This window comes from Lipingzhangella halophila (genome assembly GCF_014203805.1).
In the GTDB taxonomy this organism is placed as follows: domain Bacteria; phylum Actinomycetota; class Actinomycetes; order Streptosporangiales; family Streptosporangiaceae; genus Lipingzhangella; species Lipingzhangella halophila.
In genome coordinates, this window is sequence record NZ_JACHJT010000001.1 from 4941933 (window position 1) to 4963439 (window position 21507).

The 21507-nt window shown below is 70.8% G+C and carries 22 protein-coding genes; 12 read left to right on the plus strand and 10 right to left on the minus strand.

Going from position 1 to position 21507, the window contains the following annotated elements:
- Entirely contained in the window at positions 1–522 is a 522-nt protein-coding gene (locus tag F4561_RS22545; RefSeq protein WP_184581337.1) for a TrmH family RNA methyltransferase, read from the plus strand.
- A gap of 119 nt (positions 523–641) precedes the next feature.
- Here F4561_RS22545 and F4561_RS22550 read toward each other — a convergent pair whose 3' ends face one another.
- Positions 642–1067, minus strand: a complete 426-nt coding sequence (locus F4561_RS22550; RefSeq protein ID WP_281384109.1) for an Hsp20/alpha crystallin family protein — start codon at positions 1065–1067, stop codon at positions 642–644.
- A 121-nt stretch (positions 1068–1188) separates the two neighbouring features.
- On the opposite strand from F4561_RS22550, the gene F4561_RS22555 reads away from it, so the two are divergent.
- From F4561_RS22555 to F4561_RS22565, 3 genes are all read left to right on the plus strand, one after another.
- Entirely contained in the window at positions 1189–1992 is an 804-nt protein-coding gene (locus tag F4561_RS22555; RefSeq protein WP_184581338.1) for a J domain-containing protein, read from the plus strand.
- Positions 1989–2279, plus strand: coding sequence for a heat shock protein transcriptional repressor HspR (locus tag F4561_RS22560; RefSeq protein ID WP_184581339.1), 291 nt, complete (start codon positions 1989–1991; stop codon positions 2277–2279). Before F4561_RS22555 ends, F4561_RS22560 begins: the two co-directional genes overlap by 4 nt.
- 115 nt (positions 2280–2394) lie before the next feature.
- Positions 2395–2691, plus strand: a complete 297-nt coding sequence (locus F4561_RS22565; RefSeq protein WP_184581340.1) for a 4a-hydroxytetrahydrobiopterin dehydratase — start codon at positions 2395–2397, stop codon at positions 2689–2691.
- 433 nt (positions 2692–3124) lie between these two features.
- Here F4561_RS22565 and F4561_RS22570 read toward each other — a convergent pair whose 3' ends face one another.
- A complete protein-coding gene (locus F4561_RS22570; protein ID WP_184581341.1) occupies positions 3125–3907 on the minus strand; it encodes an NAD(P)H-dependent oxidoreductase in 783 nt (260 codons plus the stop codon).
- A 71-nt stretch (positions 3908–3978) separates the two neighbouring features.
- Here F4561_RS22570 and F4561_RS22575 point away from each other — a divergent pair, with 71 nt between their 5' ends.
- Positions 3979–4980: a GlxA family transcriptional regulator gene (locus F4561_RS22575; protein WP_184581342.1), complete on the plus strand. Its 1002-nt coding sequence runs from the start codon at positions 3979–3981 to the stop codon at positions 4978–4980.
- A gap of 46 nt (positions 4981–5026) precedes the next feature.
- Here F4561_RS22575 and F4561_RS22580 read toward each other — a convergent pair whose 3' ends face one another.
- Together F4561_RS22580 and F4561_RS22585 are read right to left on the minus strand one after the other, a co-directional pair.
- Positions 5027–5755, minus strand: coding sequence for a MerR family transcriptional regulator (locus F4561_RS22580; RefSeq protein WP_184581343.1), 729 nt, complete (start codon positions 5753–5755; stop codon positions 5027–5029).
- A 131-nt stretch (positions 5756–5886) separates the two neighbouring features.
- Positions 5887–6468: a TIGR03086 family metal-binding protein gene (locus tag F4561_RS22585; protein WP_184581344.1), complete on the minus strand. Its 582-nt coding sequence runs from the start codon at positions 6466–6468 to the stop codon at positions 5887–5889.
- 274 nt (positions 6469–6742) lie between these two features.
- Between F4561_RS22585 and F4561_RS22590 the strand changes: the two genes are divergently transcribed.
- The 3 genes from F4561_RS22590 to F4561_RS22600 all read left to right on the plus strand — a co-directional run bounded on the left by F4561_RS22590 (position 6743) and on the right by F4561_RS22600 (position 9128).
- A complete protein-coding gene (locus F4561_RS22590; protein ID WP_184581345.1) occupies positions 6743–7246 on the plus strand; it encodes an inorganic diphosphatase in 504 nt (167 codons plus the stop codon).
- Between the two features lie 104 nt (positions 7247–7350).
- Positions 7351–8130, plus strand: coding sequence for a protein phosphatase 2C domain-containing protein (locus tag F4561_RS22595; RefSeq protein ID WP_184581346.1), 780 nt, complete (start codon positions 7351–7353; stop codon positions 8128–8130).
- 41 nt (positions 8131–8171) lie between these two features.
- Positions 8172–9128: a quinone oxidoreductase family protein gene (locus tag F4561_RS22600; protein WP_184581347.1), complete on the plus strand. Its 957-nt coding sequence runs from the start codon at positions 8172–8174 to the stop codon at positions 9126–9128.
- Positions 9129–9192: 64 nt separating this feature from the next.
- Here the strand turns inward: F4561_RS22600 and F4561_RS22605 are convergent, their stop codons facing one another.
- The 4 genes from F4561_RS22605 to F4561_RS22620 form a co-directional block, all read right to left on the minus strand.
- Positions 9193–10065, minus strand: coding sequence for a hypothetical protein (locus tag F4561_RS22605; RefSeq protein ID WP_184581348.1), 873 nt, complete (start codon positions 10063–10065; stop codon positions 9193–9195).
- A 138-nt stretch (positions 10066–10203) separates the two neighbouring features.
- Positions 10204–11037, minus strand: coding sequence for a hypothetical protein (locus F4561_RS22610; protein WP_184581349.1), 834 nt, complete (start codon positions 11035–11037; stop codon positions 10204–10206).
- Positions 11038–11227: 190 nt separating this feature from the next.
- Positions 11228–11962: a hypothetical protein gene (locus tag F4561_RS22615; RefSeq protein WP_184581350.1), complete on the minus strand. Its 735-nt coding sequence runs from the start codon at positions 11960–11962 to the stop codon at positions 11228–11230.
- Between the two features lie 388 nt (positions 11963–12350).
- Positions 12351–13016 (minus strand): hypothetical protein, encoded by a 666-nt coding sequence (locus F4561_RS22620; protein WP_184581351.1) that lies wholly within the window; start codon positions 13014–13016, stop codon positions 12351–12353.
- A 622-nt stretch (positions 13017–13638) separates the two neighbouring features.
- On the opposite strand from F4561_RS22620, the gene F4561_RS22625 reads away from it, so the two are divergent.
- Together F4561_RS22625 and F4561_RS22630 are read left to right on the plus strand one after the other, a co-directional pair.
- Positions 13639–16185: a DUF4118 domain-containing protein gene (locus F4561_RS22625; protein WP_184581352.1), complete on the plus strand. Its 2547-nt coding sequence runs from the start codon at positions 13639–13641 to the stop codon at positions 16183–16185.
- Positions 16185–16865 (plus strand): response regulator, encoded by a 681-nt coding sequence (locus tag F4561_RS22630; protein ID WP_281384110.1) that lies wholly within the window; start codon positions 16185–16187, stop codon positions 16863–16865. Before F4561_RS22625 ends, F4561_RS22630 begins: the two co-directional genes overlap by 1 nt.
- Before the next feature lie 186 nt (positions 16866–17051).
- Here F4561_RS22630 and F4561_RS22635 read toward each other — a convergent pair whose 3' ends face one another.
- A complete protein-coding gene (locus F4561_RS22635) occupies positions 17052–17972 on the minus strand; it encodes an aminoglycoside phosphotransferase family protein (RefSeq protein ID WP_184581353.1) in 921 nt (306 codons plus the stop codon).
- A 522-nt stretch (positions 17973–18494) separates the two neighbouring features.
- Positions 18495–19175, minus strand: coding sequence for a sirohydrochlorin chelatase (locus F4561_RS22640; RefSeq protein WP_184581354.1), 681 nt, complete (start codon positions 19173–19175; stop codon positions 18495–18497).
- Positions 19176–19958: 783 nt separating this feature from the next.
- On the opposite strand from F4561_RS22640, the gene F4561_RS22645 reads away from it, so the two are divergent.
- Together F4561_RS22645 and def are read left to right on the plus strand one after the other, a co-directional pair.
- A complete protein-coding gene (locus tag F4561_RS22645) occupies positions 19959–20768 on the plus strand; it encodes an aminoglycoside adenylyltransferase domain-containing protein (RefSeq protein WP_184581355.1) in 810 nt (269 codons plus the stop codon).
- A 35-nt stretch (positions 20769–20803) separates the two neighbouring features.
- The gene (gene def / locus F4561_RS22650) at positions 20804–21358 is read left to right on the plus strand and encodes a peptide deformylase (protein ID WP_184581356.1); all 555 of its coding nucleotides are present in this window, start codon (positions 20804–20806) and stop codon (positions 21356–21358) included.
- Positions 21359–21507: the final 149 nt, after the last annotated feature.

Here is a 21507-nt window from a genome sequence, read left to right on the forward strand (position 1 = left end):
GTGGACATCCTTCAGCGGAGCATCGTGGTGATCGCGCACAACCTGCGGTCGGTGCACAACGTCGGCTCACTGCTGCGCACCGGCGAGGTCTTCGCCATCGACACGGTCTATGTCACCGGGTTCACCCCGTATCCCGCCCACCCCGGCGACGAGCGCGACCCCAAACTGCGGGACCGCCAGACCCGGCAACTGGCCAAGGCCGCCGCGGGAGCGGAGCGGACGATGCCCTTCGAACGCCATCCGGATCTGGTCGCACTGCTGTCTTCCTTGCGCGACAAGGGCTACACGGTGGCCGGCCTGGAGATCGACCCCGACGCGGTCACCCTGACCGAGTACACCCCGCCACCGAAGGTGGCGCTGCTGCTCGGCGACGAGGTCGCCGGGATCACCCCCGCACTGCGGGAACAGTGCGACCTGCTGCTGCGGATCTCCACATACGGCCGCAAGGACACCCTGAACGTCAGCGTGGCGGCCGGGATCGCGCTCCACGCCCTGCGGACCCGCGAAGGCAGCGCAGGCTGAGAGGACAACGTTACGCCTTCTTCGAAAGCGCGGGCGGGCAAGACGCGCGGCGGCGCGTCCGCCACACGGCTGTGGCGGACGCGCCGCCGTTGTCGTCGACCAGCCGCGGCCGCGGGGCCTCAGGCCTTGATCTGGCCGGATGAGCCGCTGCCCTCTGTAACGCTGATCTTGCGCGGCTTGGCCTGCTCGGCCACCGGCACCCGCAGTGTCAGCACGCCGTCGGCGTAGTCGGCGGAGATGTTCTCGGTGTCCAGGGACTCACCCAGGAACAACTGGCGGGAGAAGCTGCCGCTCGGGCGCTCCGCCATGACGACGTCGCGGCCCTTGGTGGCGTCGTCCCGGGCGGCCCGCACCGTGAGGACGTCGCGCTCCACCTCCAGGTCGATCGTCTCCGACCGCACACCCGGCAGGTCGAAGTGCATCACGAAGGCGTCCCCGTCGCGGTAGGCGTCCATCGGCATCGAAACCGGACGGGCGGCATCGCCGAGCAGGCGCTGGGTGAGCCGGTCGAACTCGCGGAACGGGTCGGTACGCATCAGCATCATGCCTCACCTCTCAAGTCGCTCATCAATCCTGATGCGCTTACACTCATGTTTTATACCATACCCGAAGGAGAATAAACACATCCAACGAAAAAAATTCGGCCCGCGAGCCACGGAGGTCCCGGTGACCGCCCCCGAGAACCCGTACGAGGTGCTGGGTATCGGAACGGACGCGACACACGAGCAGATCGCGCGCGCCTTCCGTGATCTGGCACGCCGCCACCACCCCGACGCCGGCGGCGATCACGACGCCTTCGCCCGGCTCCAAGCCGCCTACGAGACGCTCATCGAGCGCCATGGCCATGGCGCCGCACGACGCGGCGACCGTGAGGCCTCCCGGGACCGCCGCGGCACCCGGATCCCGGTTCGCGTCCGCAGGGCGGCACCACGCCGCGGCGCCGACTCCAAGGCGGATCTCCGGCTGCGCCTCTCCGAAGCTGTGTACGGGACCACCGCGAGCATCGAGGTCGACGGCGAGCAGCGGGCCACGGTCGCGGTGCCCCGGGCGACCACGCACGGGCACCGGTTGCGGGTCTCCGGCGTGGGCGAGCCCGGCCGGCACGGTGGCGAGCCGGGCGACCTCCTGGTCACCGTGCACGTGGAACCGCATCCCACGTACCGCCGTGTCGGGTGCGACCTGCGCACCACGCTGGTCCTGAGCTACCCCGAGGCCGTCCTCGGCGGCACCGTGCCGATCACTACACTGGACGGCGGCGAGCTGCGGGTCAGCGTCCCGCCCGGCACCTCCCACGGCGACCAGCTTCGCCAGCCCGGGTACGGGGTGCCCGCCCACGGCGGGCACGGCCCCGGCGACCTCGTGGTAGAGATCGCGGTCGACGTCCCGGACACCCTCGACCCGGCGCAACGAGCCGCGATCGGGCACCTCGGCAGCGTGCTTCCGCCGCCCAGGAAGGACCCACGCAGATGAGCAGCGGGCGCCCCGAACCCGACCAGCCCCTCTACACGATCTCGGTCGCCGCCGAGCTCGCGGGCATCTCCGCGCGCACGCTCCGGCTGTACGAGCGCCACGGCCTGCTGACCCCCCAGCGGACCGAAGGGGGGACGCGCCGCTACAGCGACAATGACATAGCTCGGCTGCGCCGCGTTGCCGAGCTGGTCGCCAGCGGGGTCAACCTCGCCGGGATCAGGCACGTCCTCGACCTGCAGGACGAGAACACGCGGTTGCGCGGGTCCCAGCCAGCGGAGGGCGAGTAGCGGACCCCGTACCGCGCCCAGCGCGCCGGGATCGGCGGGGATCTGTTGGGGCGGGATGGTTCAGCGGCGCGGGGATACGGGTATCTGCGCACGCGAAGCAACCGAGGAGGGTGTCATGGCCGAACTGCTGGATCCGCAAACCGTTGAGAAGGAGCTGTCCGACCTGGCCGGATGGGCGCGCGAGGGCGACACCCTGACCCGCACCTGGCAACTCAAGGGGTTCAGCGGGGCTCTGCAGGTGGCCAACGTCGTCGGCTATGTCGCGAACCGGCTGAACCACCACCCCGATATCGCGATCCACGACTACAACCGGGTCACCGTCACCACCACCACGCACGACTCCGGCGGTCTCACGGCCAACGATGTGCGGTTGGCCAGCGCCGTCAACGCCGCTCTCACCGTCGCGGAGTAGGGCCGAGCGGCGCCGAGGGTGCGTGTGCCCGGCGCCCCGGCCCGCCGGGCCCGCGCGACACAGCGGGCCCGTGCCCGTGCCGCGCGCGGCCGTACCCGCGGCAGCGAAGGGCGGCTCCTGCTGCCGGTGTACGAGCGGGTGCCGCAGCTCGACCGCTACGTGCTGCCCAGCCGAGTGGCGCGGCGCACCGTCGTGCGGCTGCCGGCCTCCGCGCTCGTCAGCGACGAGGAACCGCTCGCGGGACCGGTCCTGGTCCTCTCAACAGAGGGGAGCCATGCGCCGGTCCGACGGGATCGGCCCGGCGCCGACCAACATCGTTGCGCACGTCGGCCGCTGGTATTTCGGCTCTCTGGTGGAACAGCCGGTCCGGGCGATCGACGACCCGCTGTGAGCACCGGCCGCCGCCGTCCCCGAGCCGGCGGACCGGGATGTGTCACGGGGCCTCCCTCGTGTGCACCCCGAGTCCGGTCCGCTCCGGTGCGAGGTGCGGACGGAGCACCAACGCGTCGTCATAGTCTCCGCCGTTCTCGTGCCGGTACGGGATGGTTTCGGCGGTGGGCAACTCGCGCAGCCGGGCGCGCAGCGCGTCCGCCTGGTCGGCGCCCCCGGCCTCGGTGGCCCGGTCGGCGCCGTAGACGACGAACGGTGGCAGCACCGAGACCCCCGTGTACCAGAGGGTGCCGTGCAACAGCGGGAACAGCACCTCGTCAACACTGCCGTGCACGCCGCGCGGCCCGAAGCTGGACTCGCGCGCGCCCACCGAGGTGACGACCAACGCGCGCTTGCCGGCCAGCCCGCCGTCGCCGTAGCGCCGAGTCTGGCCGTGCTCGTCAGTGAGCCCGAAAGCGAAGCTCTGCACGAGCACCCGGTCGAACCAGCCCTTGAGGATTGCGGGCGGGCCGAACCACCACATGGGAAAGTTGAAGACAATCGCGTCAGCCCACCTGATCTTCTCCTGCTCGGCGCGGATGTCCTCGCTCAGCGTGCTTTCCCGGTGCGCGCGTTCCTGCTCGGCGCCCACGAGCAGCCGGCCGGACTCCGCCGCCTCGGGGGCATCGAAGTCGCCCGCGTCCACCACCGGGTTCCACTTCATCGCGTACAGGTCGGATACCCGGCTCTCGTGGCCCATGCGCTCGAGTTCGCGCAGCCCTTCCGTCATGAGGGAGCCGTTCAGGGAGCGCCGTTCCGGATGCGCGAAAACCCACAGAATGTTCATACCCACGATGATGCTCCGCTGGCGCCGCGCCCACGAGAGGCCAGAAGGCCACGATGTGAAAGAATCTGGCCATGACTGTCTTCCGGAACGACGACCGGCACCGCGTCGCCGTCCTCGTCCGCCCCGGGGTGCTGCCGCTGGAACTGGGTCTGGTGCACCAGCTCCTCGGCGCCGCCGAACGCGCCGGCGTCCCCCTCTACGAGCTGGTTACCTGCGCACTCGCGCCCGGCCCGGTGCCCACGACCGCCGACTTCCCGGTTCATGTCTCCCTCGGCCCCGAGGCACTGGCCGAGGCCGACACTGTGGTCGTACCGGCGAGCCACGCCGCCGGGGAGACCGAGACCACGGGCGAGTTGGGGCCCGGGCTCGCCGCGGCCCTCGCCGGGGTTCGCCCCGGCACGCGCGTCGCCTCAATCTGCACGGGCGCCTTCGTGCTGGCGGCCGCCGGGTGGCTGGACGGCCGGCGGGCGACGACACACTGGAAGTCCACGGAGCTCTTCCGCCGCTTCTTCCCCGCGGTCGGCCTCGACCCGGACGTGCTGTACACAGACGAGGGCAACGTCCTCACCTCGGCCGGCGAGGCCGCCGGGATCGACCTGTGCCTACACCTGATCCGGCGCGACTTCGGCGCGGCCGTCGCCAACGACGCGGCCCGCTCGACGGTCGTCCCGCCACACCGCGACGGCGGTCAGGCCCAGTTCATCCCGCGCCCCGTTGCCGACCCCGGCCGGAACTCCGCCACAGGCGGAGCCCGCGCCTGGGCGCTGGAGCACCTCGACCACCCGCTCACACTGCGCGACCTGGCAGAACGCGCATCCATGAGCGTCCGCACCTTCACGCGGCGCTTCCGCGCGGAGGTCGGGGTCACGCCGCTGCACTGGCTCACCCAGCGGCGGATCGAGCGCGCCCGGCAGCTCCTGGAGGAGACCGATCTCCCGGTCGACGAGGTCGCGGCCAGCGCGGGGTTCGGAACCGGCGCCTCCCTGCGGCAGCACCTGCACGCGGCGATCGGTGTCGCGCCCAGCGCCTACCGCGCCACGTTCCGGGGCCCGTCGAGCCCGGTCCCGGCGTAAGGACTGTGCGGCGCGGAGCCGGTCCGGCCGGGCCCGCTGACTCGGTTCACTCCTCATCGACCTGCTCGGCGGCGAGCAGGTCGCGGTAGTCCGCCAGCGACCGCGCCCCAGCGAGCATCGCCCCGCTCCGCTGGTCGATCCGGGACCGCCACTGGTGGATCAGCTCCCGCAGCGCCGTGGCACCTCCCGCCTCGCGCAACTGGTCCACGAACAGCCTGATCCGCGGGAGTAGGTGGCCGCCGCGCCGGAGCTGGCGGGCGATCCGCGCGTCGCGCACCGCCTCGGGGTGGTAGACGCGGTGCCCGGTCGCGGGGTCGCGGTGCGGGCGCAGGATGCCGGCCTTCTCCCACTTGCGCAGCGAGGCGGGATGCATGCCGAGCTGGTGCGCCAGCGCCCCGATGCTCAGGGCCGTGGCCGGCCCCTCGTGCTGGCTGGGCTCGGAGGTCAGGGTGTCGAGTGCGGCGGCCACCTCGTCGAGGGTGTCGCGCTCGTGCAGCACGGTGGCGTGTGTCCGGTCCACGAGGCGGAAGAGCGTCTCGTGGTCGCGAAGGTGCGCGGCACGCAGGATCGCCGCGGCCGTCTGGTACCCGAACCCGGGGCGCAGGGCGAGGAAGGTGCGCAGGGCCTGCGCGTGCACCGCGGAGTACTGCCGGTACCCGGCGCCACTGCGCCCGGCAGGAGGCAGGATCCGCTCGTCCTCGTAGTTGCGGACCGCTTGGGTGGACAGGCCGTGCTCCCGGGCGAGGTCGACCGGACGCAGCGCTCGTTGTGCCATGCTTCCGAGTTTGCGGGTTTCCGGACCCCTTGCGTGCCAGGTTCCCCGAAAGCCTCAACCAGAGGTTCGGCGATCGGGGGTGACCAGCCGGCACGCAATGGGCGTGGAACGCCATCGGCCTGGTCCGGCCCCTACCGCGCGGTCCAGGACGGATCGCGGCCACTGAGGCCGAGCGTCCGGTCGAACAGCGGCGCATCGTCGGGGACCTCGACGACCGGCCCGAACAGGCCCTCGCGCGCCTTGGGGTCATCCCGTGGGATCTGCGCGACGAACGCGTGGCACGCCTCGACGCTGACGGGGTCGGCCTCGTAGCTCTGGCCGGTCGCGCGGGCGAGGTCCCAGCCGTGCAGCACCAGCTCGTCCACGGCGACCATGCCCGCCTGCTCCGCCGGCAGCTCCAGGCCGCCCACCGCGGAGTCTCCCTCCCAGGCCGCGGGGTCCCGCCAGGCGGAGACGAGGGCTTCGAGCCGGCCGGCGAGCTGTTCGCGCCAGTCCGGCGGCAGGTTCGCCGCGGAGGGGGCCGGCGGCGGACCGCTGGCCGGCGAGGTCTCCTTTTCGGCGGCGAGCCGGAATGCCAGCGAGAGCCCCATGACGTGGTCGAGCAGGTCGCCCACTGCCAGCCCTTCGCACGGGGTCGGTGCCGCGAGCTGGTCGTCGGGAATCTCCGCGACCAGTGCCCGCATCTGGCGGGCAGCGGGTGCCAGGTCGAGCATCGTGCCACCACTCCTCGGCTATGTGTCCACGCACGGTTCGAGCACCGCGCTACTGGTCACACATGCTAGAGCCCGGCAGTGACACTCGGCGGGCACGCGCGCGGCGCGCCCCTCGCGACCGGCCGCCGCCGGAGGCGGCAGGGCGGCACATGAACCCGGCGGAGGGTGAGCTAACGCGCTTCTTCGGACATAGGGCCCATTGTTCCGCCGGGCCCGGGTAGGTTGGCCTGGCAAGCGCATCGCACCAGGTCTGACTGACAAGGGGGGACGTCCCATGGACTTCGACATGGTGGTGGAGATCCCGCAGGGGTCGCAGAACAAGTACGAGATGGACCACGAACGGCGCAGGCTGCGCCTCGACCGCACGCTGTTCACCGCGACCCAGTACCCGGCCGACTACGGCTACATCCCCGACACCCTGGCCGAGGACGATGAGCCGCTCGACGCCATGGTGCCGCTCGACAAACCGTCCTACCCCGGAAGCGCGGTACACGTCCGGCCGGTCGCCGTGTTCTGGATGCGCGACGAGCGCGGCCCCGACGCCAAGGTACTGTGCATGCCCGCCGGCGACCCCCGAGTCGACCACATCCAGGACCTGAGCGACGTGCCCGAGTTCCAGTTGAACGAGATCACGCACTTCTTCGACATCTACAAGCGACTGGAACCCCTCAAGAGCTCCGAGGTCCGCGGCTGGCAGGACCGCGCGGCGGCCGAGGCGACCATCACCGACGCACAGCGGCGCGCCGTGGGCCAGCCGCGGAGCCGTACCGGTGCCTGACCCGGCGGCGCACCGTGCCTGCCGGCAGGTGGCGCCCGGCGGTCGTCCACTCCCACCGCGATGCGGCCCGCTGCGCCAGGCCCGCCTGCCGTAGCCTCGGCTACGTGCGCATCAGCTACGCGAGTGTCCCCGGCGACGGTGACGGCAACGAGGACCTCGCCGCGTCCGGGCCGGACTGGGCGTTCGTCCTCGACGGCGCCACGGCCCGCGACACCGACAGCGGCTGCCGGCACGGCGTCCGCTGGTTCGTCGCCACCCTTGCCGCCGCTCTCGCCGGCGAGATGGCACCGGCACGGCACGCGTCCCCGGCTGACGCGCTCGGCGAGGCGCTGGAGCGGACCCGCGCCGCCCATGACTCCTGTGACCTCGCCAACCCGGACAGCCCGTCGAGCACCGTCGCCATGGTCCGCCGCGCCGATCCCGGCCTGGAGTACCTGGTGCTCGCCGACTCCGCGGTGCTGCTCCCGGAAGCCGGCGGCGAGGTCACCGTCATCACCGACGACCGGTTGCACCATCTTCCGGGTGGGCGGCCCTACAGCGGGGAGCTCGTGCGGGCCGCGCGCAACAGCCCTGACGGGTTCTGGGTGGCCGGCGCCCGGCCCGAGGCCGCGCGGCACGCCGTGACCGGTACCGCGCACCCGCCAGGGCTGCGGTTCGCCCTGCTGACCGACGGCTGCACCCGGCTCGTCGAGCACTACGGGCAGAGTTGGCCGGACGTCTGGCTGCACCTGGAGAAGCGCGGGCCGGAGTCGCTCATCGCCTGGGTGCGCGAGCGCGAGCGCGCGGACGGCCAGGTCTCTCCCGGCCGCGGCAAGCGGCACGACGACGCCACCGCCCTGGTGGGCGCGTTCGCGCTGGCTCCGGAGTGCCGCGCAAGCAACTAACCTCACGCACATACCATCCAGTCGGTACAGGAAGAGGTTTCATGCAAGCGATCCAGATCACCGAGTTCGGCGGCCCCGAGGTCCTGCGGACCACCGAGGTCGGGGAGCCGCGGCCCAGCGGCGACGAGGTCCTGATCCACGTGGACCGGTGCGGGGTGAACTACGCCGACACCCACCAGGCCGAGAACACCTACCTCACCGAGGCCGAACTGCCCCTCACCCCCGGCGGCGAGGTCATCGGCCACACCCCGGACGGGCGGCGCGTCGCGGCCCTCGTGGGCACCGGCGGCTACGCCGAGCAGGCCGCCGCCAACCCGAACCAGGTGTTCGACGTTCCGGACGGCGTCGACGACGTGAGCGCCCTGGCGCTGCTGATCCAGGGAACGACGGCCTGGGTACTGCTGCGCAAGAGCATCCGGATGGAGCCCGGCGAATCCGTTGTGGTGCACGCCGCGGCCGGCGGTGTGGGCTCGATCGCGGTCCAGCTCGCCAAGGTCTTCGGCGCGGGCCGGGTCATCGCGACGGCCAGCAGCGAGGAGAAGCGCGACCTCGCGCTCCAGCTCGGCGCCGACGCCGCTGTCGACTCGCGGGCCGACGACATGACGACCGCCCTGATCGAGGCGAACGAGGGCCGGCCGGTGGACGCCGTCCTGGACATGACCGGCGGCCGGGTCACCGACGAGAGCCTCCGCGCGCTCGCCCCGTTCGGCCGGCTGGCGTTCTACGGGATGGCCTCGCGCGAAGCTCCCCGACCGGTGGAGCTGCGCAACCTGATGCGGCACTCGACGGGGGTGAGCGGCATGTGGCTGGCGCACGCCTTCACACTCCCCGGAAACGTGGTGCACCGGGCCATGGCGGAGCTGTTCGAGCTGGTGCGGAAGGGCACCGTGCGCACCATCAACGGCGGGGTGTACCCGCTCTCCGAGGCCGATCGCGCCCACGAGGACCTGCGCGCCCGCCGAACCACCGGGAAGCTGGCACTGGACCCGTCGCGGTAGTGCCACCGGGCGGCGCCTCAGCTCTGGGCGCCGCCCTCGTGCCGGAGAACGAGACGGGCGGAGCTCACTCCTCGACGTCCACGACGTCCGGGAGGATCCGCACGATCTCGTTGGCGACCTGCAGGGAGATGTCCCGCTTCTCGTCGTCGCTCACCCGGTCCGGCGCGCGGTACCAAATGGTGACGACCATATTGCGGTCAGCGGCCTTGACGACGGACATGCTGCCGCCGGGGTCCTCCCCGAAGAGGGCCTCGTTGCTGTACCCGGCCATGTACTGGATCCCGGTGTCGCCAACCGAGACCTCCTCAGGTTCGGTCACCTCCTCGATCGTGTCCACGGGGTCGCTCCTCTCCGCCGCGCGGCGCACCCTCTGGTAGTCGTCCTCGACGGTGTCGGACGCGTACCGGCCCAGGCCGACGGCGAGGAACTCCTCGCTCGCGTATTTCAGGCTCATGTCCTCGAACACCCCGCAGTCGGCGAGCTCCTCCAGTTTCCTGTCGGCGTTGTCGGGGAATTCCGAAGACTCGTAGGCATACTCCTCCGTCTCGGGATTCCGCTGCCCCGTGATGTCGGTGACCGCGTCGGTGACAACGTCATCGCAAGCGGGAAGCTCCGCGTACGCGGCCGCGGGCCGCATGAGGACCCAGGTCACCACTCCGCCGGCTCCGAGGAGCAGTGCCAGGCCGCCGGCGATCACACCGACGATCACACCGGTGCGCCGCGGCGGCGGCTGGTTGGGGTAGGGCGGCATGGGGCCGCCCGGAGGCCCGGGAGGGCCCCCTCCGGGTGGCCCGTAGGGCTGCTGCGCACCGTAGGGATTCTGCGGGGGGTAGCCGCCGTACCCCTGCTGCGGCCCGTAGGGCTGCTGCGGCCCGTACGGCCCCTGCGGGGGTCCGGGCTGGCCGGGGGGAGGCGGCGCGGGCGGGTAACCAGCCATATCGACAAGCACTCCTCGCTAACGGGGGGCACCGCGTCCAATGTGACGCGGACCAACGTCCAATATGCCCCGCTGGTCTTCGACTGTCGCCGGCGCGGGATCGGTTCTCGCGGGTTTCCGGTACTCGGCACCGGAGGGTCACTCGGTCTCGACCGTGCGGGAGATCCGCCGGTTCATCGCGTTGGCGAGGTCGACCACGGTCTCCAGGTGCTCCTCGGCGGAGACGTCCGACGTCCCCGAGTACTCGATGGAGACCCTGAGGTTGCGGGTGGTGAACACCGCGTGACCCCGTTTGTTCCCCGTCCCTGACGCGAGCACCTCCCGGTGGGTGTCCTCGACCGAGAACGCGATACCGCCGTCCCCGGTGGGGATCTCGCGGGTGTCCACCTCCGCACTGGTCTCCGCGATGCCGTCCAGGCCCTTCTCGTAGTTCCGTTCCACGTACCGCCGCACCTCGGAGTAGTCGTCGTCCTCGGGCTCGGGTGCGTGGAGGGAGGTGCTCACCCGCACCGTCGTGTCGCGCCCCGTCCACGGCTCGTCCGGATCGGGGCTCGCCAGGCAGACCGCCCAGTCCTCGTACTCCTCATGGGCTGCCCGGTACCCGGGGCCGGCGAGCCGCTCGACCTCGGCCTCCTCCGCCCCCGCGACCGAGGTGAGCACGTCCTCGGTCAGCAGCTCGTCGCACTCGCCCGCCGAGGAGTACGGGGGCGCGTGTCCGAGGACCGCCCAGGTGGTCACACCGACCACGACCAGGACGGCCACCCCTCCGGCGATACCGGCGACGAGCAGCCCGTTGCGCCGGCGGGGCGGCTGGTGGGGCGGGGGCGGCACGGGCCCGCCCGGACCGGGAGGAGGGCCGCTCCCGGGAGGCCCGTAGGGCTGCTGCGCGCCGTAGGGATTCTGCGGCCCGTACGGCCCCTGCGGGGGTCCGGGCTGGCCGGGGGGAGGCGGCGCGGGCGGGTAACCAGCCATATCGACAGGCGCTCCTCGTCAACGGGGGACACCGGGGGTGCGGCGTTGGGAACTATCTTCAGGTATGCCCCGTTGATCTTCGATGCCCGCACGCGCGCAGACGGCTCGTTCGGGTTTCGCACTGTTCGGCGCGCCGTACATGACCGTCGCATCCACGGCGCGCCACCAAACCTTCGAACCGTGCCCGGCGTTACTCGGTCTCGATCGTCCGGGAGATCTTCCCCTCCACCGCGTTCGCGAGGTCGGCCACGATCTCGATGTGCCGTTCGGCGGGGATCTCGGGGGTCCCCGAGTACGTCACGTACACCTCCAGGTTGCGGGTGGTGAATGCCGCGCTGCCCCACCGCCCTGTCGCGTGCATCGAGGACAACTCCTCGTCCGGGTCGTCCACCCAGAACGCGTCGCCGCCGTCGCCGGTGGAGATGGAGCGGACCTCCATCTCCGCGTTCGTCCCGGCGGGGGTCACCGTTCCCTCACCGTCTTCGAGGTCGATCTCGTAGTGGTCGTAGACGTCGTCGCGCGCCCGCTCCATCGTCCGCTGCACATCGGCGTAGTCGTCCTCCTCGGTCTTCGGGGAGTGGCGGTACACGGCGACCATCACCGACGTGTCGTACTCGCCCGACGGCTCGTCCGGGTTGTCGCTCGACACACACGTCTGCGCTTCCAGGACGTCCTCGTCCTCAAGGGGTGTCTCCTGAAAGGTGTCGAACTGGTCGACCGGGTTGCCCTCCGCGCCCGGGGTGTCGGCCAGGACGTCCTCGGCGAGCAGGTCGTCGCACTCCCCTATCGAGGAGTACGGGGCCGCGGTCCCCATCATCGCCCAGGCCAGCACACCGCCGATGAGCAGGACGGCGAGCCCTCCGCAGATGGCGGCGATGATCAGCCCATTGCGCCGCGGCGCCGGCTGGCCGGGGTAGGGCGGCACGGGTCCGCCCGGCGGCCCGGGAGGGCCGCCTCCGGGATGACCGCCCCCGGGCGGCCCGTACGGTCCCTGCGGAAACCCCTGCTGTGGACCGTGGGAACCCTGGGGCGGATAACCGGAGGGCTGTCCGTACGCTCCGTACGGCCCCTGCGGGGGACCGGGCTGGCCCGGGGGAGGCGGCATGGGCGGATGACCAGCCATATCGACAAGCGCTCCTAGTCAAGGGGGGACACCGGGGACGCGGCGTTAGGAACCATCTTCAGACATGCCCCATTGATCTTCGATGCCCGCACGCGCGCAGACGGCTCGTTCGGGTTTCGCACTGTTCGGCGCGCCGTACATGACCGTCGCATCCACGGCGCGCCACCGAACCTTCAGGCCGTGCCCGGCGTTACTCGGTCTCGACAGTGCTGGAGATCTGCCTGTTCACCACGTCGGCGAGGCCCGCCACCACCTCGAGGTGCTCCTCGACGGAGACATCGGACGGCCCCAGGTAGGTGACGACGACCTCAAGGTTACGGGTGGTGAACACCGCTCCGCTTAACCGGCCGGTTGAGGTCCACTCGGAGAGCTTCGCATCGGGAGAGTCGGCTGCGAACGCGGTACCGCCGTCGCCAGTGGAGATCTCGCGCACCTCCACCTCGGCGCTGGCCCCCTTGAGACGGCCAGCCGCCTCCCCCTCCTCGAAGTCGATCTCGTCGAAGCGCTCGTCGCGCTGCCGCTCCATCTCCCGCCGCACGTCCTCCTCCTCGATGTCGGAAGAGTGGAGGTACGCGCTGAGGAGGACGGCCGTGTCTGGTGAGTCCTGGTCATCGATCAACATGCAGCTCTGCGCGTCCTCGTACTTGTCTTCGCTACTCATGAGGCCGCTGAACCCGTCCTGCTGGCGGACCTGGTTGCCCTCCGCGCCGGGAACGTCGGCGAGGGCGTCCTCGGGCAGCAGGTCGTCGCACTCTCCCGTGGTGGCGTACGGCGGCGAGAACCCGAAGGCCGCCCAAGCGCCTATGCCACCCACGAGCAGCACGGCGAGCCCGCCCGCGAGACCGAGGATGAGCATCCCGTTACGTCGAGACGCCGGCTGCTGCGGGGACGGTGGCATCCCACCGGGAGGGCCGGGCGGCGGCGCGCCACCCCCGGGCGGCCCGTAGGGCTGCTGCGGCGCGCCCTGCTGAGGACCGTACGGACCGCCCTGCGACGGCGGGTACTCGAAGCGCGGCCGCTGCGGACCGTATGGTCCCTGCGGTGGACCGGGCGGGCCAGGAGGAGGGGTGGGCGGGTAACCGGCCATAGCGACAAGCGCTCCTTGCGGATGGGGGACGCGGCATCGCTGCCATACGTGCGGGGTACCGTATTCACCCTATCGATGACGTGACCACCTGACGTGACCACACAGTGTGCCCGAAAGTGTTCCGGACCCCCGCCCCGGATAGCGGGACACGTTCCCGCTCCAACGGTGAACCAGACGGTCCGGCCGGTGAGGCTGCGGCGATGGGACCGCGAACCAAGCGCGGCAGCGCCGGAGCCAGGCCGCCAACCGCATCCGCCCATCCGTGACACGCCGCAGCGCTGGCCCAATCGCCAAGCCACCCGCGGCCACCGAACGTTAACCGTGGGCAACGACCTGTCGACCTCGGAGACAACCCGTAGTGGGATCGGACAAACGGCCCCACAATGGATACGTGGCACGTGGCAAACTCCGGATCTATCTTGGTGCCGCTCCGGGCGTGGGCAAGACGTACAACGCCCTGAGCGAGGCGCAGCGGCGCCACGGCCGCGGAACGGACATCGTCGTCGGGTTCGTCGAGGTCCACGGCAGGCGGATGACCGCCGAACTCCTCGACGGCCTCGAGGTACTGCCGCGGCACATGCCCGCCAATGAGGACGCCGTCTCCGCGGAGCTCGACGCCGACGCCGTTCTCGCGCGGCGCCCGCAGGTGGCGGTGGTCGACGAGCTCGCCCACACCAACGCTCCCGGCTCCCGCAACCCGAAGCGCTGGCAGGACATCGACGAACTGCTCGACGCCGGCATCGATGTGATCTCCACGGTGAACATCGAGCACCTGGAGTCCCTCAACGACGTCGTCGAGCAGATCACCGGGGTCCGGCAGCGGCAGACGATCCCCGACGAGGTGGTGCGCCGCGCCGACCAGATCGAGCTGTGCGACATGTCGCCGCACGCGCTGCGCCGCCGCATGGCGCACGGGAACATCTATCCCGTGGAGAAGGTCGACGCCGCGCTGTCGAACTACTTCCGCGAGGGCAACCTCACAGCCCTGCGCGAGCTTGCGCTGCTGTGGGTCGCCGACAGGGTGGACGAAGGGCTGAGCCGATACCGGGGCGAGCACAAGATCCGGCAGACCTGGGAGGCCCGAGAGCGCATCGTCGTCGCGCTGACCGGCGGACCCGAGGGCGAGACGCTGATCCGGCGGGCCGCGCGCATCGCCGCACGCGCGCGCGGCGGCCAGCCGCAGCCCAGCCACCTGATGGCGGTGCACGTGGTGTCGAGCAGCGGTCCCGCCCACGTCCGGCCCAGCGTCATCGCGCGGCAGAAACAGCTCCTGGCCCAGCTCGGCGGCACCTACCACCAGGTGATCGGCGACGACGTGCCCTCGGCCCTGCTGGACTTCGCGCGCGGGGCCAACGCGACCCAGATTGTCCTGGGCACGTCCCGCCGCCGGAGCTGGCAGTACGTGTTCGGCCCCGGGGTCGGCACCATCGTGGCCCGCGACTCCGGCGACATCGACGTGCACATCGTCACGCACGAGGAGGCGGGCCGCGGGCGCGGCCTGCTCCCGCCGCTCGCCCGAGGCGGGCTGGGCAGGGTGCGGCGGATCTGGGGCTGGCTGCTGGGTGTGCTGCTTCCACTGCTACTGACCGCCGTGTTGCAGCTTCCGGCACTCGACCCGCTCGACCTCACCACCGAGTTCCTGCTCTTCCTGTTGTCGACGGTGGTGGTGGCGATCGTCGGCGGGTTGTGGCCCGCGTTCGCCTCCGCCGTTCTGGGCAGTCTGCTGCTGAACGTGCTGTTCACCGAGCCGCTGTACCGACTGACGATCGACAGCGTGGACAATCTCCTCGCGCTCATCGTGTTCGTGCTGGTCGGCGTGCTCGTAGCGATCGTCGTCGGTATGGCGAACCGGCGCTCGCTGCAGGCCGCCCGCGCGCGGGCCGAGGCGAGCACCCTGAGCCTGCTCGCCGGCAGCGTGCTCAGCGGAAACGAGCCGCTACCGGCCCTGCTGCAACGGATCCGGGAGAACTTCGGGCAGGACTCGGTGGCGCTCATCGAGCAGCAGGACGACACTCGCTGGCGGCTCGTCGACCACGTCGGTCTCGGTCCGTGCCACTCGCCGGACAACGCCGACGCGCTGGTGTCGGTCAGCGACACGCTCGCGCTGGCGCTGCGCGGGCGGGTACTTCCCGCCTCCGACCGCCGGGTGCTGAGCGTGTTCGCCACGCACATCGGCATCGCCCTCGAACGGCAACGGCTCACCCTCGACGCGGCCGAAGCCCGCAGGCAGGCCGCCGGAAACAAGATCCGCACAGCGCTGCTCGCCGCGGTCTCCCACGACCTGCGCACCCCACTCACCTCGATCAAGGCCAGCGTCTCCAGCCTGCGCGCCACCGATATCGAACTCGACGAGCCCGACCGGCGCGAGCTGATGGAGAACATCGAGGACTCCACGGACCGGCTCACCGACCTCGTCGGCAACCTCCTGGACATGAGCCGGCTGCAGACCGACACCGTTCGGCCGAACATCCGCTCTGTTGGCCTTGAGGAAGTGGTCCCGGCGACACTCATCTCAATGCCGGAGAACAACGTGACCGTGGACGTTCCGGATAACCTGCCCCGCGTGCGGATCGACACCGGCCTGCTGGAACGCGCCGTGGCCAACGTGGTGCAGAACGCCAGCCGGCACAACCGGGACGCGATCGGCCCGGTCCGGGTGGCGGCGAGCACGCTCGGCGAGACCGTGGAGCTGCGGGTGGCCGACCACGGCCCGGGCGCCTCCGACGAATCCAAGGACCGCATGTTCGAGGCGTTCCAGCGGCTCGGGGACACGCCCCGCGGTACCGGGATCGGCCTGGGGCTGGCGGTGGCGCGCGGGTTCACCGAGGCGATGGAGGGAACCCTCGTCGCGGAGGACACTCCGGGAGGTGGGTTGACCATGGTGTTCACCCTGCAGAGCGCAAACGGAAACCAAACTGCGCAAGTCGGGGATGACTGATGCGGGTCCTGGTCGTGGACGACGACGCCCAGATCATCAGCGCCATGCGGATCCATCTGCGGGCGCGCGGTTACGACGTGGACACCTGCGGCGACGGCGGCGCGGCACTGCGGATCACGGCGCGGCACCTGCCCGACCTGGTGCTGCTGGACCTCGGGCTGCCCGACATGGAGGGCATGGAGGTCCTCGAACGGCTGCGCGTCTGGACCTCGGTCCCGGTGATCGTGCTCTCCGCCCGCCACTCGGCCAGCGAGAAGGTGCGCTCCCTCGACGCGGGCGCCGACGACTATGTGACCAAGCCGTTCGGGTTCGACGAGCTGCTGGCGCGGATTCGGGCCGCGCAGCGCCGGTCGGTGCGCGGCGAGGAGGCCCCGGTCGTGCGGACCCCCGCGTTCACTGTCGATCTGGGCGCCAAGCGGGTGCTCCGCGACGAGCAGGAGGTCCGGCTCACCCCGACCGAATGGCACATCCTGGAGATCCTGGCGCGCAACGCCGGTCGCCTGGTCAGCCAGCGCCAACTGCTGCACGACGTATGGGGGCCGGTGTACCAGAGCGAGACCAACTACCTGCGGGTGTACATGGCGCAGCTCCGCCGCAAGCTGGAGCCCGACCCGGCCCACCCCAGGCACCTCATCACCGAGGCGGGCATGGGATACCGCTTCGAGCGGGAAGGCGGATGACCCGGGCCGGGCGGCGGGCCCGAAGGACCGCCCGAGCCCCGGCGCGTACGCTCCCGTGCCCGTGAGGCCGCGCTTCTCAAGCGCCTCAGCCAGCACCTAGTCGGAACGGGGCGCACCAGAAAGCCAACGGCGAAGACCCCGCCCGGGTCCCGGGCGGGGTCGGAGCGGGTTTTCGCTGCGCGCGGCTCAGCAGGCCGCGAGCTCCATCAGCATCCGGAACTCCGCGCCGCCGGAGCGCCCGCGCTCGGCCTCGGTGATCGCGTACATGGGGGCACAGGCCCGAGCCCAGGCGAGCAGGCGCGACTCCGGAAGCCCGAGGACGGACGCGAGGACCGCGGCGCGACGCTGCACCTCATCGACCGAGGCCGCCTTCCACACCAGCCAGTCCACGGTGTCGGCGGCGGCGTCTCCGAGGCAGGCCCGGGGATCGACGGCTACCAGCCCTCGCTCCGGACCTCCGTCGAGGACGTTGCCGGGGTGCAGGTCGGCGTGCACCATCACGACGTCGTCGTCCCCCTCGGCCAGGGCACGCGCGCGGGCGTGGCCGTGGTGCAGGTACGCGGCCGGCATCAGGTCGGCCGCCGGCCCTGTGACCCGCCGGTGCTCGAACTGGTCGAACAGGAAGCCCATGCGGGAAGACAGCGGGCGCAGCTCGCGCCGCACCTCGGGTGGGACGTCCACAGCGTGCAGGTCGGCGATGAGGGCGCCGACCACCTCCATGGGCGGCACTTCGCCCCGCAGCGCGACGGTGGGCCCGGTGCCGATGGCCTCCAGCAGCACTGCCCCTCGGCCGGCGTCGACCTCCCAGACCTCGGGGACGCGTCCGCTGGTCTCCCAGAGCCGCAGCACCCGCGCTTCCTCGGTGCCCAGGCCCGGGTCAGGCGAGATCTTCAGGATGCCGCGGGAGCCGTCGATCCGATGGCAATGCAGCACTACGGACGTCCTGCCGTGCGGAGCCGGCCCCTCGATGGAGAGTTTCCATTCGACGGCGAGCTCCTCGACCAGTGCGGGTAGCCGTGCCAGCCAGTCGTCCGCCCCGCTTCCGAACCTGCACAGCAGTCTTTTTCGCTGTTTGCTGTCAACCAACTGCGCTGTGCTGTTGCTCATTCGTCCACCTTATGCGTCTGTCCCGCCCTGCTCCTGCTCGCGCCGCCTTCGTACTCGCCACCGCGAGGGCTCCGCGCCCAAGCCTCCGCATCGGCCAAGGGGCGGCGATCGCCCCACCGCCAAAACCGGTCCGGCTTCGGGTGCCGGCCGTCCCCCATAGATTGACGGCACCGTCCGCCAGCGAGGTACTACCACAACCTCTACCCTTCGGGGACCCCGTTCCATGCGCTTCACGGGTATTCGGCTTCGCGTTGGTTTTGTGGCCAGAAGCACGGGTACCCGGAGTCCGCGCCGCGCGTTTCCGGCTCTCCTGTGCGGTATCAGGGCTATGCGTACGCGCGGTCACCCGGCGGTGAGTCCCGGTAGCAGCGACGCCGCTGCGGCCGCGGACAGCGGGGACGGGGACCGCGCCAGCCGCTGAACCGCGGTGCGGGCGCCGCCCCCACGGGACGGCGCCCCCACGAGGCCGCGAGTTCGGGATGGTCACGGGATACACACGCTCGCTTCGGCCATCGGCACCGGTCAGGCTGCCAGCCGCGCCTTGGCCAAGCGGTGCTGGGCGAGCAGCGTGTCCACAACGAGTTCTGAGGGCCACAGCGGAGCCGTGACCGATGTTGCCCCCAGTTCGTGCAACCGCTCGACATCGGCACCGTCGATCAGACGCCAGGTGGCGACAAAGACCCGGGGCTCTCGTCCGCTGCGCAACCGGTCCACCGCGTCCGCCACCGTCGGGGCCCAACCGTTGAGGTATCCGACCTGAACGGGCGACCGCAGCCGGCGGCTCAGCATGCGCGCGACATCCGTCACCTCCTGTCGCTCGTCCTGGTCGTTGGCTCCGTCGGCGGCCAGGACGACGCCGTCGCCCAGAGTCCATCCGGAGTCGTGTAGCCGGCGCGCCAGGTCGGCGACGATCGAGGGCACGGCACCGAGGGGCGGGGTCGGGCAGGCGTCGACCCGGCCGTCCAGGTCGAGCCGGGCGAACGTCTCAGCGCTGGCGAGGTCGCCGCCAGCGACGAACGCGGGGACCACGGCGATCGGCCCTTCGGTGCTCCGTACCGTCTCGTTCACCTCCGGACCGGACCCGAACGCCGGCACCACAGGGGCCTCGCCCCGGTCCGCGACTGCCTCGGCCAGGCCGCGGAGCGCCTTCTTGCGGTGCACATCACACAAATCATCTGCAACCAGCACCATCGTCGGGACCATATCCGTCTCCTTTTTTGTCATCGAGAACGCCGGCCCGGGCAGTGGAGTCTATGGGCCGACGATTTCCCTCATATGACCGCGTGTTACACGACTGCAAACGCACACCAGACCGCGGCGCCGAACCGCGAAAAGTGATCCTTCGTTCCCGGAGGAACGGGGCTCGTGATTCGGCCGCTCCACAAAGGGCCGATGGCCGCGGACACCGCGCCACCGCCACCGCCCACCAGGTCACACGCTCGTTCCCGGTATACGCGAGGCGGCGCGCGCCATCGGTTCCACGAAAGATCCGCGGCTGTCGGCGCGCGTTCCACAGTCTCACCTCCTGCCACCGTCCCGTGTAGTGCCGAACATCCCGACAAACACGCTGGTAACGCGAGCCTCTGTGGCACACCATTCTTGATCTCTGCAGAAGTCGGGGGTCGGGGAATGGACACGCGGCACCTCGGGAAACAAAAAATACCCGATCCCGGCATTGCCACAAACATTGGGGGTGGAATCCGCATTACGGAATTTACAATGCGCATGCATTTGCACTGCCCCCTGCTCGCGCGGGGGCGCGCCGCCAGCCCTGTTGGGCGCGGATCCGCGGGCCGGCGACGCCGCTTCGGGGGACTCGCGGAGTCCCGTCGGCGTGAGTACTTGCTATCGGTCGGTGCGCATTTCAGACTTGGAGGCAGGGGGGTGTACTGACACTGCTGTGTCCTGGAACCATGCGCTCCCCGGCTCCAGCGGTGTCGAGTATCCTCATGATCCGGCCCTCCATAGGATCAGACTGGAGACCCAATGGCTGTACATCCACAAGTGCAGGCGCTGGCCGAAGCATTTCTGCATCACGTGGACTACGAGGCGCCCGGCCTGGTCGAGGGGCTGTACCTCACCGGATCAGTCGCTCTGGACGACTTCCGTCCACATTCGAGCGACGTCGACTTCGTGGTCGTCGCCGGACGGCGCCTCACCGGCACCGACCGCGACGCGCTGCGGCGGGCACACGCCCGGACCCGTGCGTTCTTCCCGCGCCCGCAGTTCAACGGAATCCACGTCGCCTGGGACGACCTCACAGAGGACCCCATGGCGTGCGGTCCGGTCGCCTCCGTTCTGGCCGGGCGCTTCCGGAACCGGGCCGGCGCCGACGTCAACCCGGTCACCTGGCACGTGCTCGCCGAACGGGGAGTGACCATCCGCGGTCCGCTGCCGGTCGAGCTGAACGTCTGGGACGAGCGCGAGAGCCTGCGCGCGTGGTCTCTCGGCAACCTCGACGAGCAGTGGCGCAGGTGGCGCGCCAAGGCCGGGCGCCTAGTGACGCCGCGCGGACTGGCCGCTTTGGGATCGCTCGCCCCCTCGTGGAGCGTCCTGAGCGTGAGCCGGTTGCATTTCACCCTGTGCACCGGCGAGATCACGTCGAAGTCGGGCGCCGGGCGCTACGCGTTGCACGCGTTCCCCGAGCGCTGGCAGCAGATCGTCAACGAGTGCCTCCGGGTGCGCCACAACACCACCAGGCCGTCGCTGTACGAAAGCGCACTCGCCCGCCGCCGTGCCGCGCTCGACTACATCGAGATGGTGCTCGACGACGCTCTCACCCCGCGAACGGCCTGACACACGGCGCACCGCGTCCGGCTAACCTGGACATCATGACGAAGCGCTCCATCGTCCTCTTCGGCGAACCCGTCCTCGTTACTCCCACCACCCCCGTCACCACGTTCGACAAACACACCGAGACGCTGGTGCGCGACCTGCTCGACACCGTCGACGAGCCGGGGCACGCCGGCGTGGCCGCGCCGCAGATCGGGGTGGGTCTGCGCGCGTTCAGTTACAACGTCGAAGGGGAGATCGGCTACGTTCTCAACCCCGAGATCGCGGAGCGCTCCGAGGAGGTCCAGGAGGGCGAGGAGGGCTGCCTGTCGGTCCCCAGCCTCTGGTATCCCACGGCGCGGGCCCAGTACGCGGTCGTGCGCGGGGTCGACCTCCGCAACGAGCCGGTCACACTGAGCGGCTCCGGGCTGATGGCTCGCTGCCTGCAACATGAGACCGATCACCTTGACGGTGTGCTCTACCTTGACCGGCTCGACCGGGAGAACCGCCGCAGGGCCATGCGCGAGGTCCGCCGTTCCGCCTGGTTCCTGCCCGAGACACCACCCGAGCCCGAGGCGGTGAAACTGCCGAGCGCATTCGGCGGATTGTCCTGATCGGGCCGAACTGCCCCGGTTCGCCCGTAGACTCCCTAGGCAGATCTCCAACGATCTCGTATCGTCTGCCGAAGCATCTCGTGGCCCACGGGACCCGCGCATCTCTCGAGCCCCCTCGAACCCGGGTACCCATCCGCCCACCCCCAACT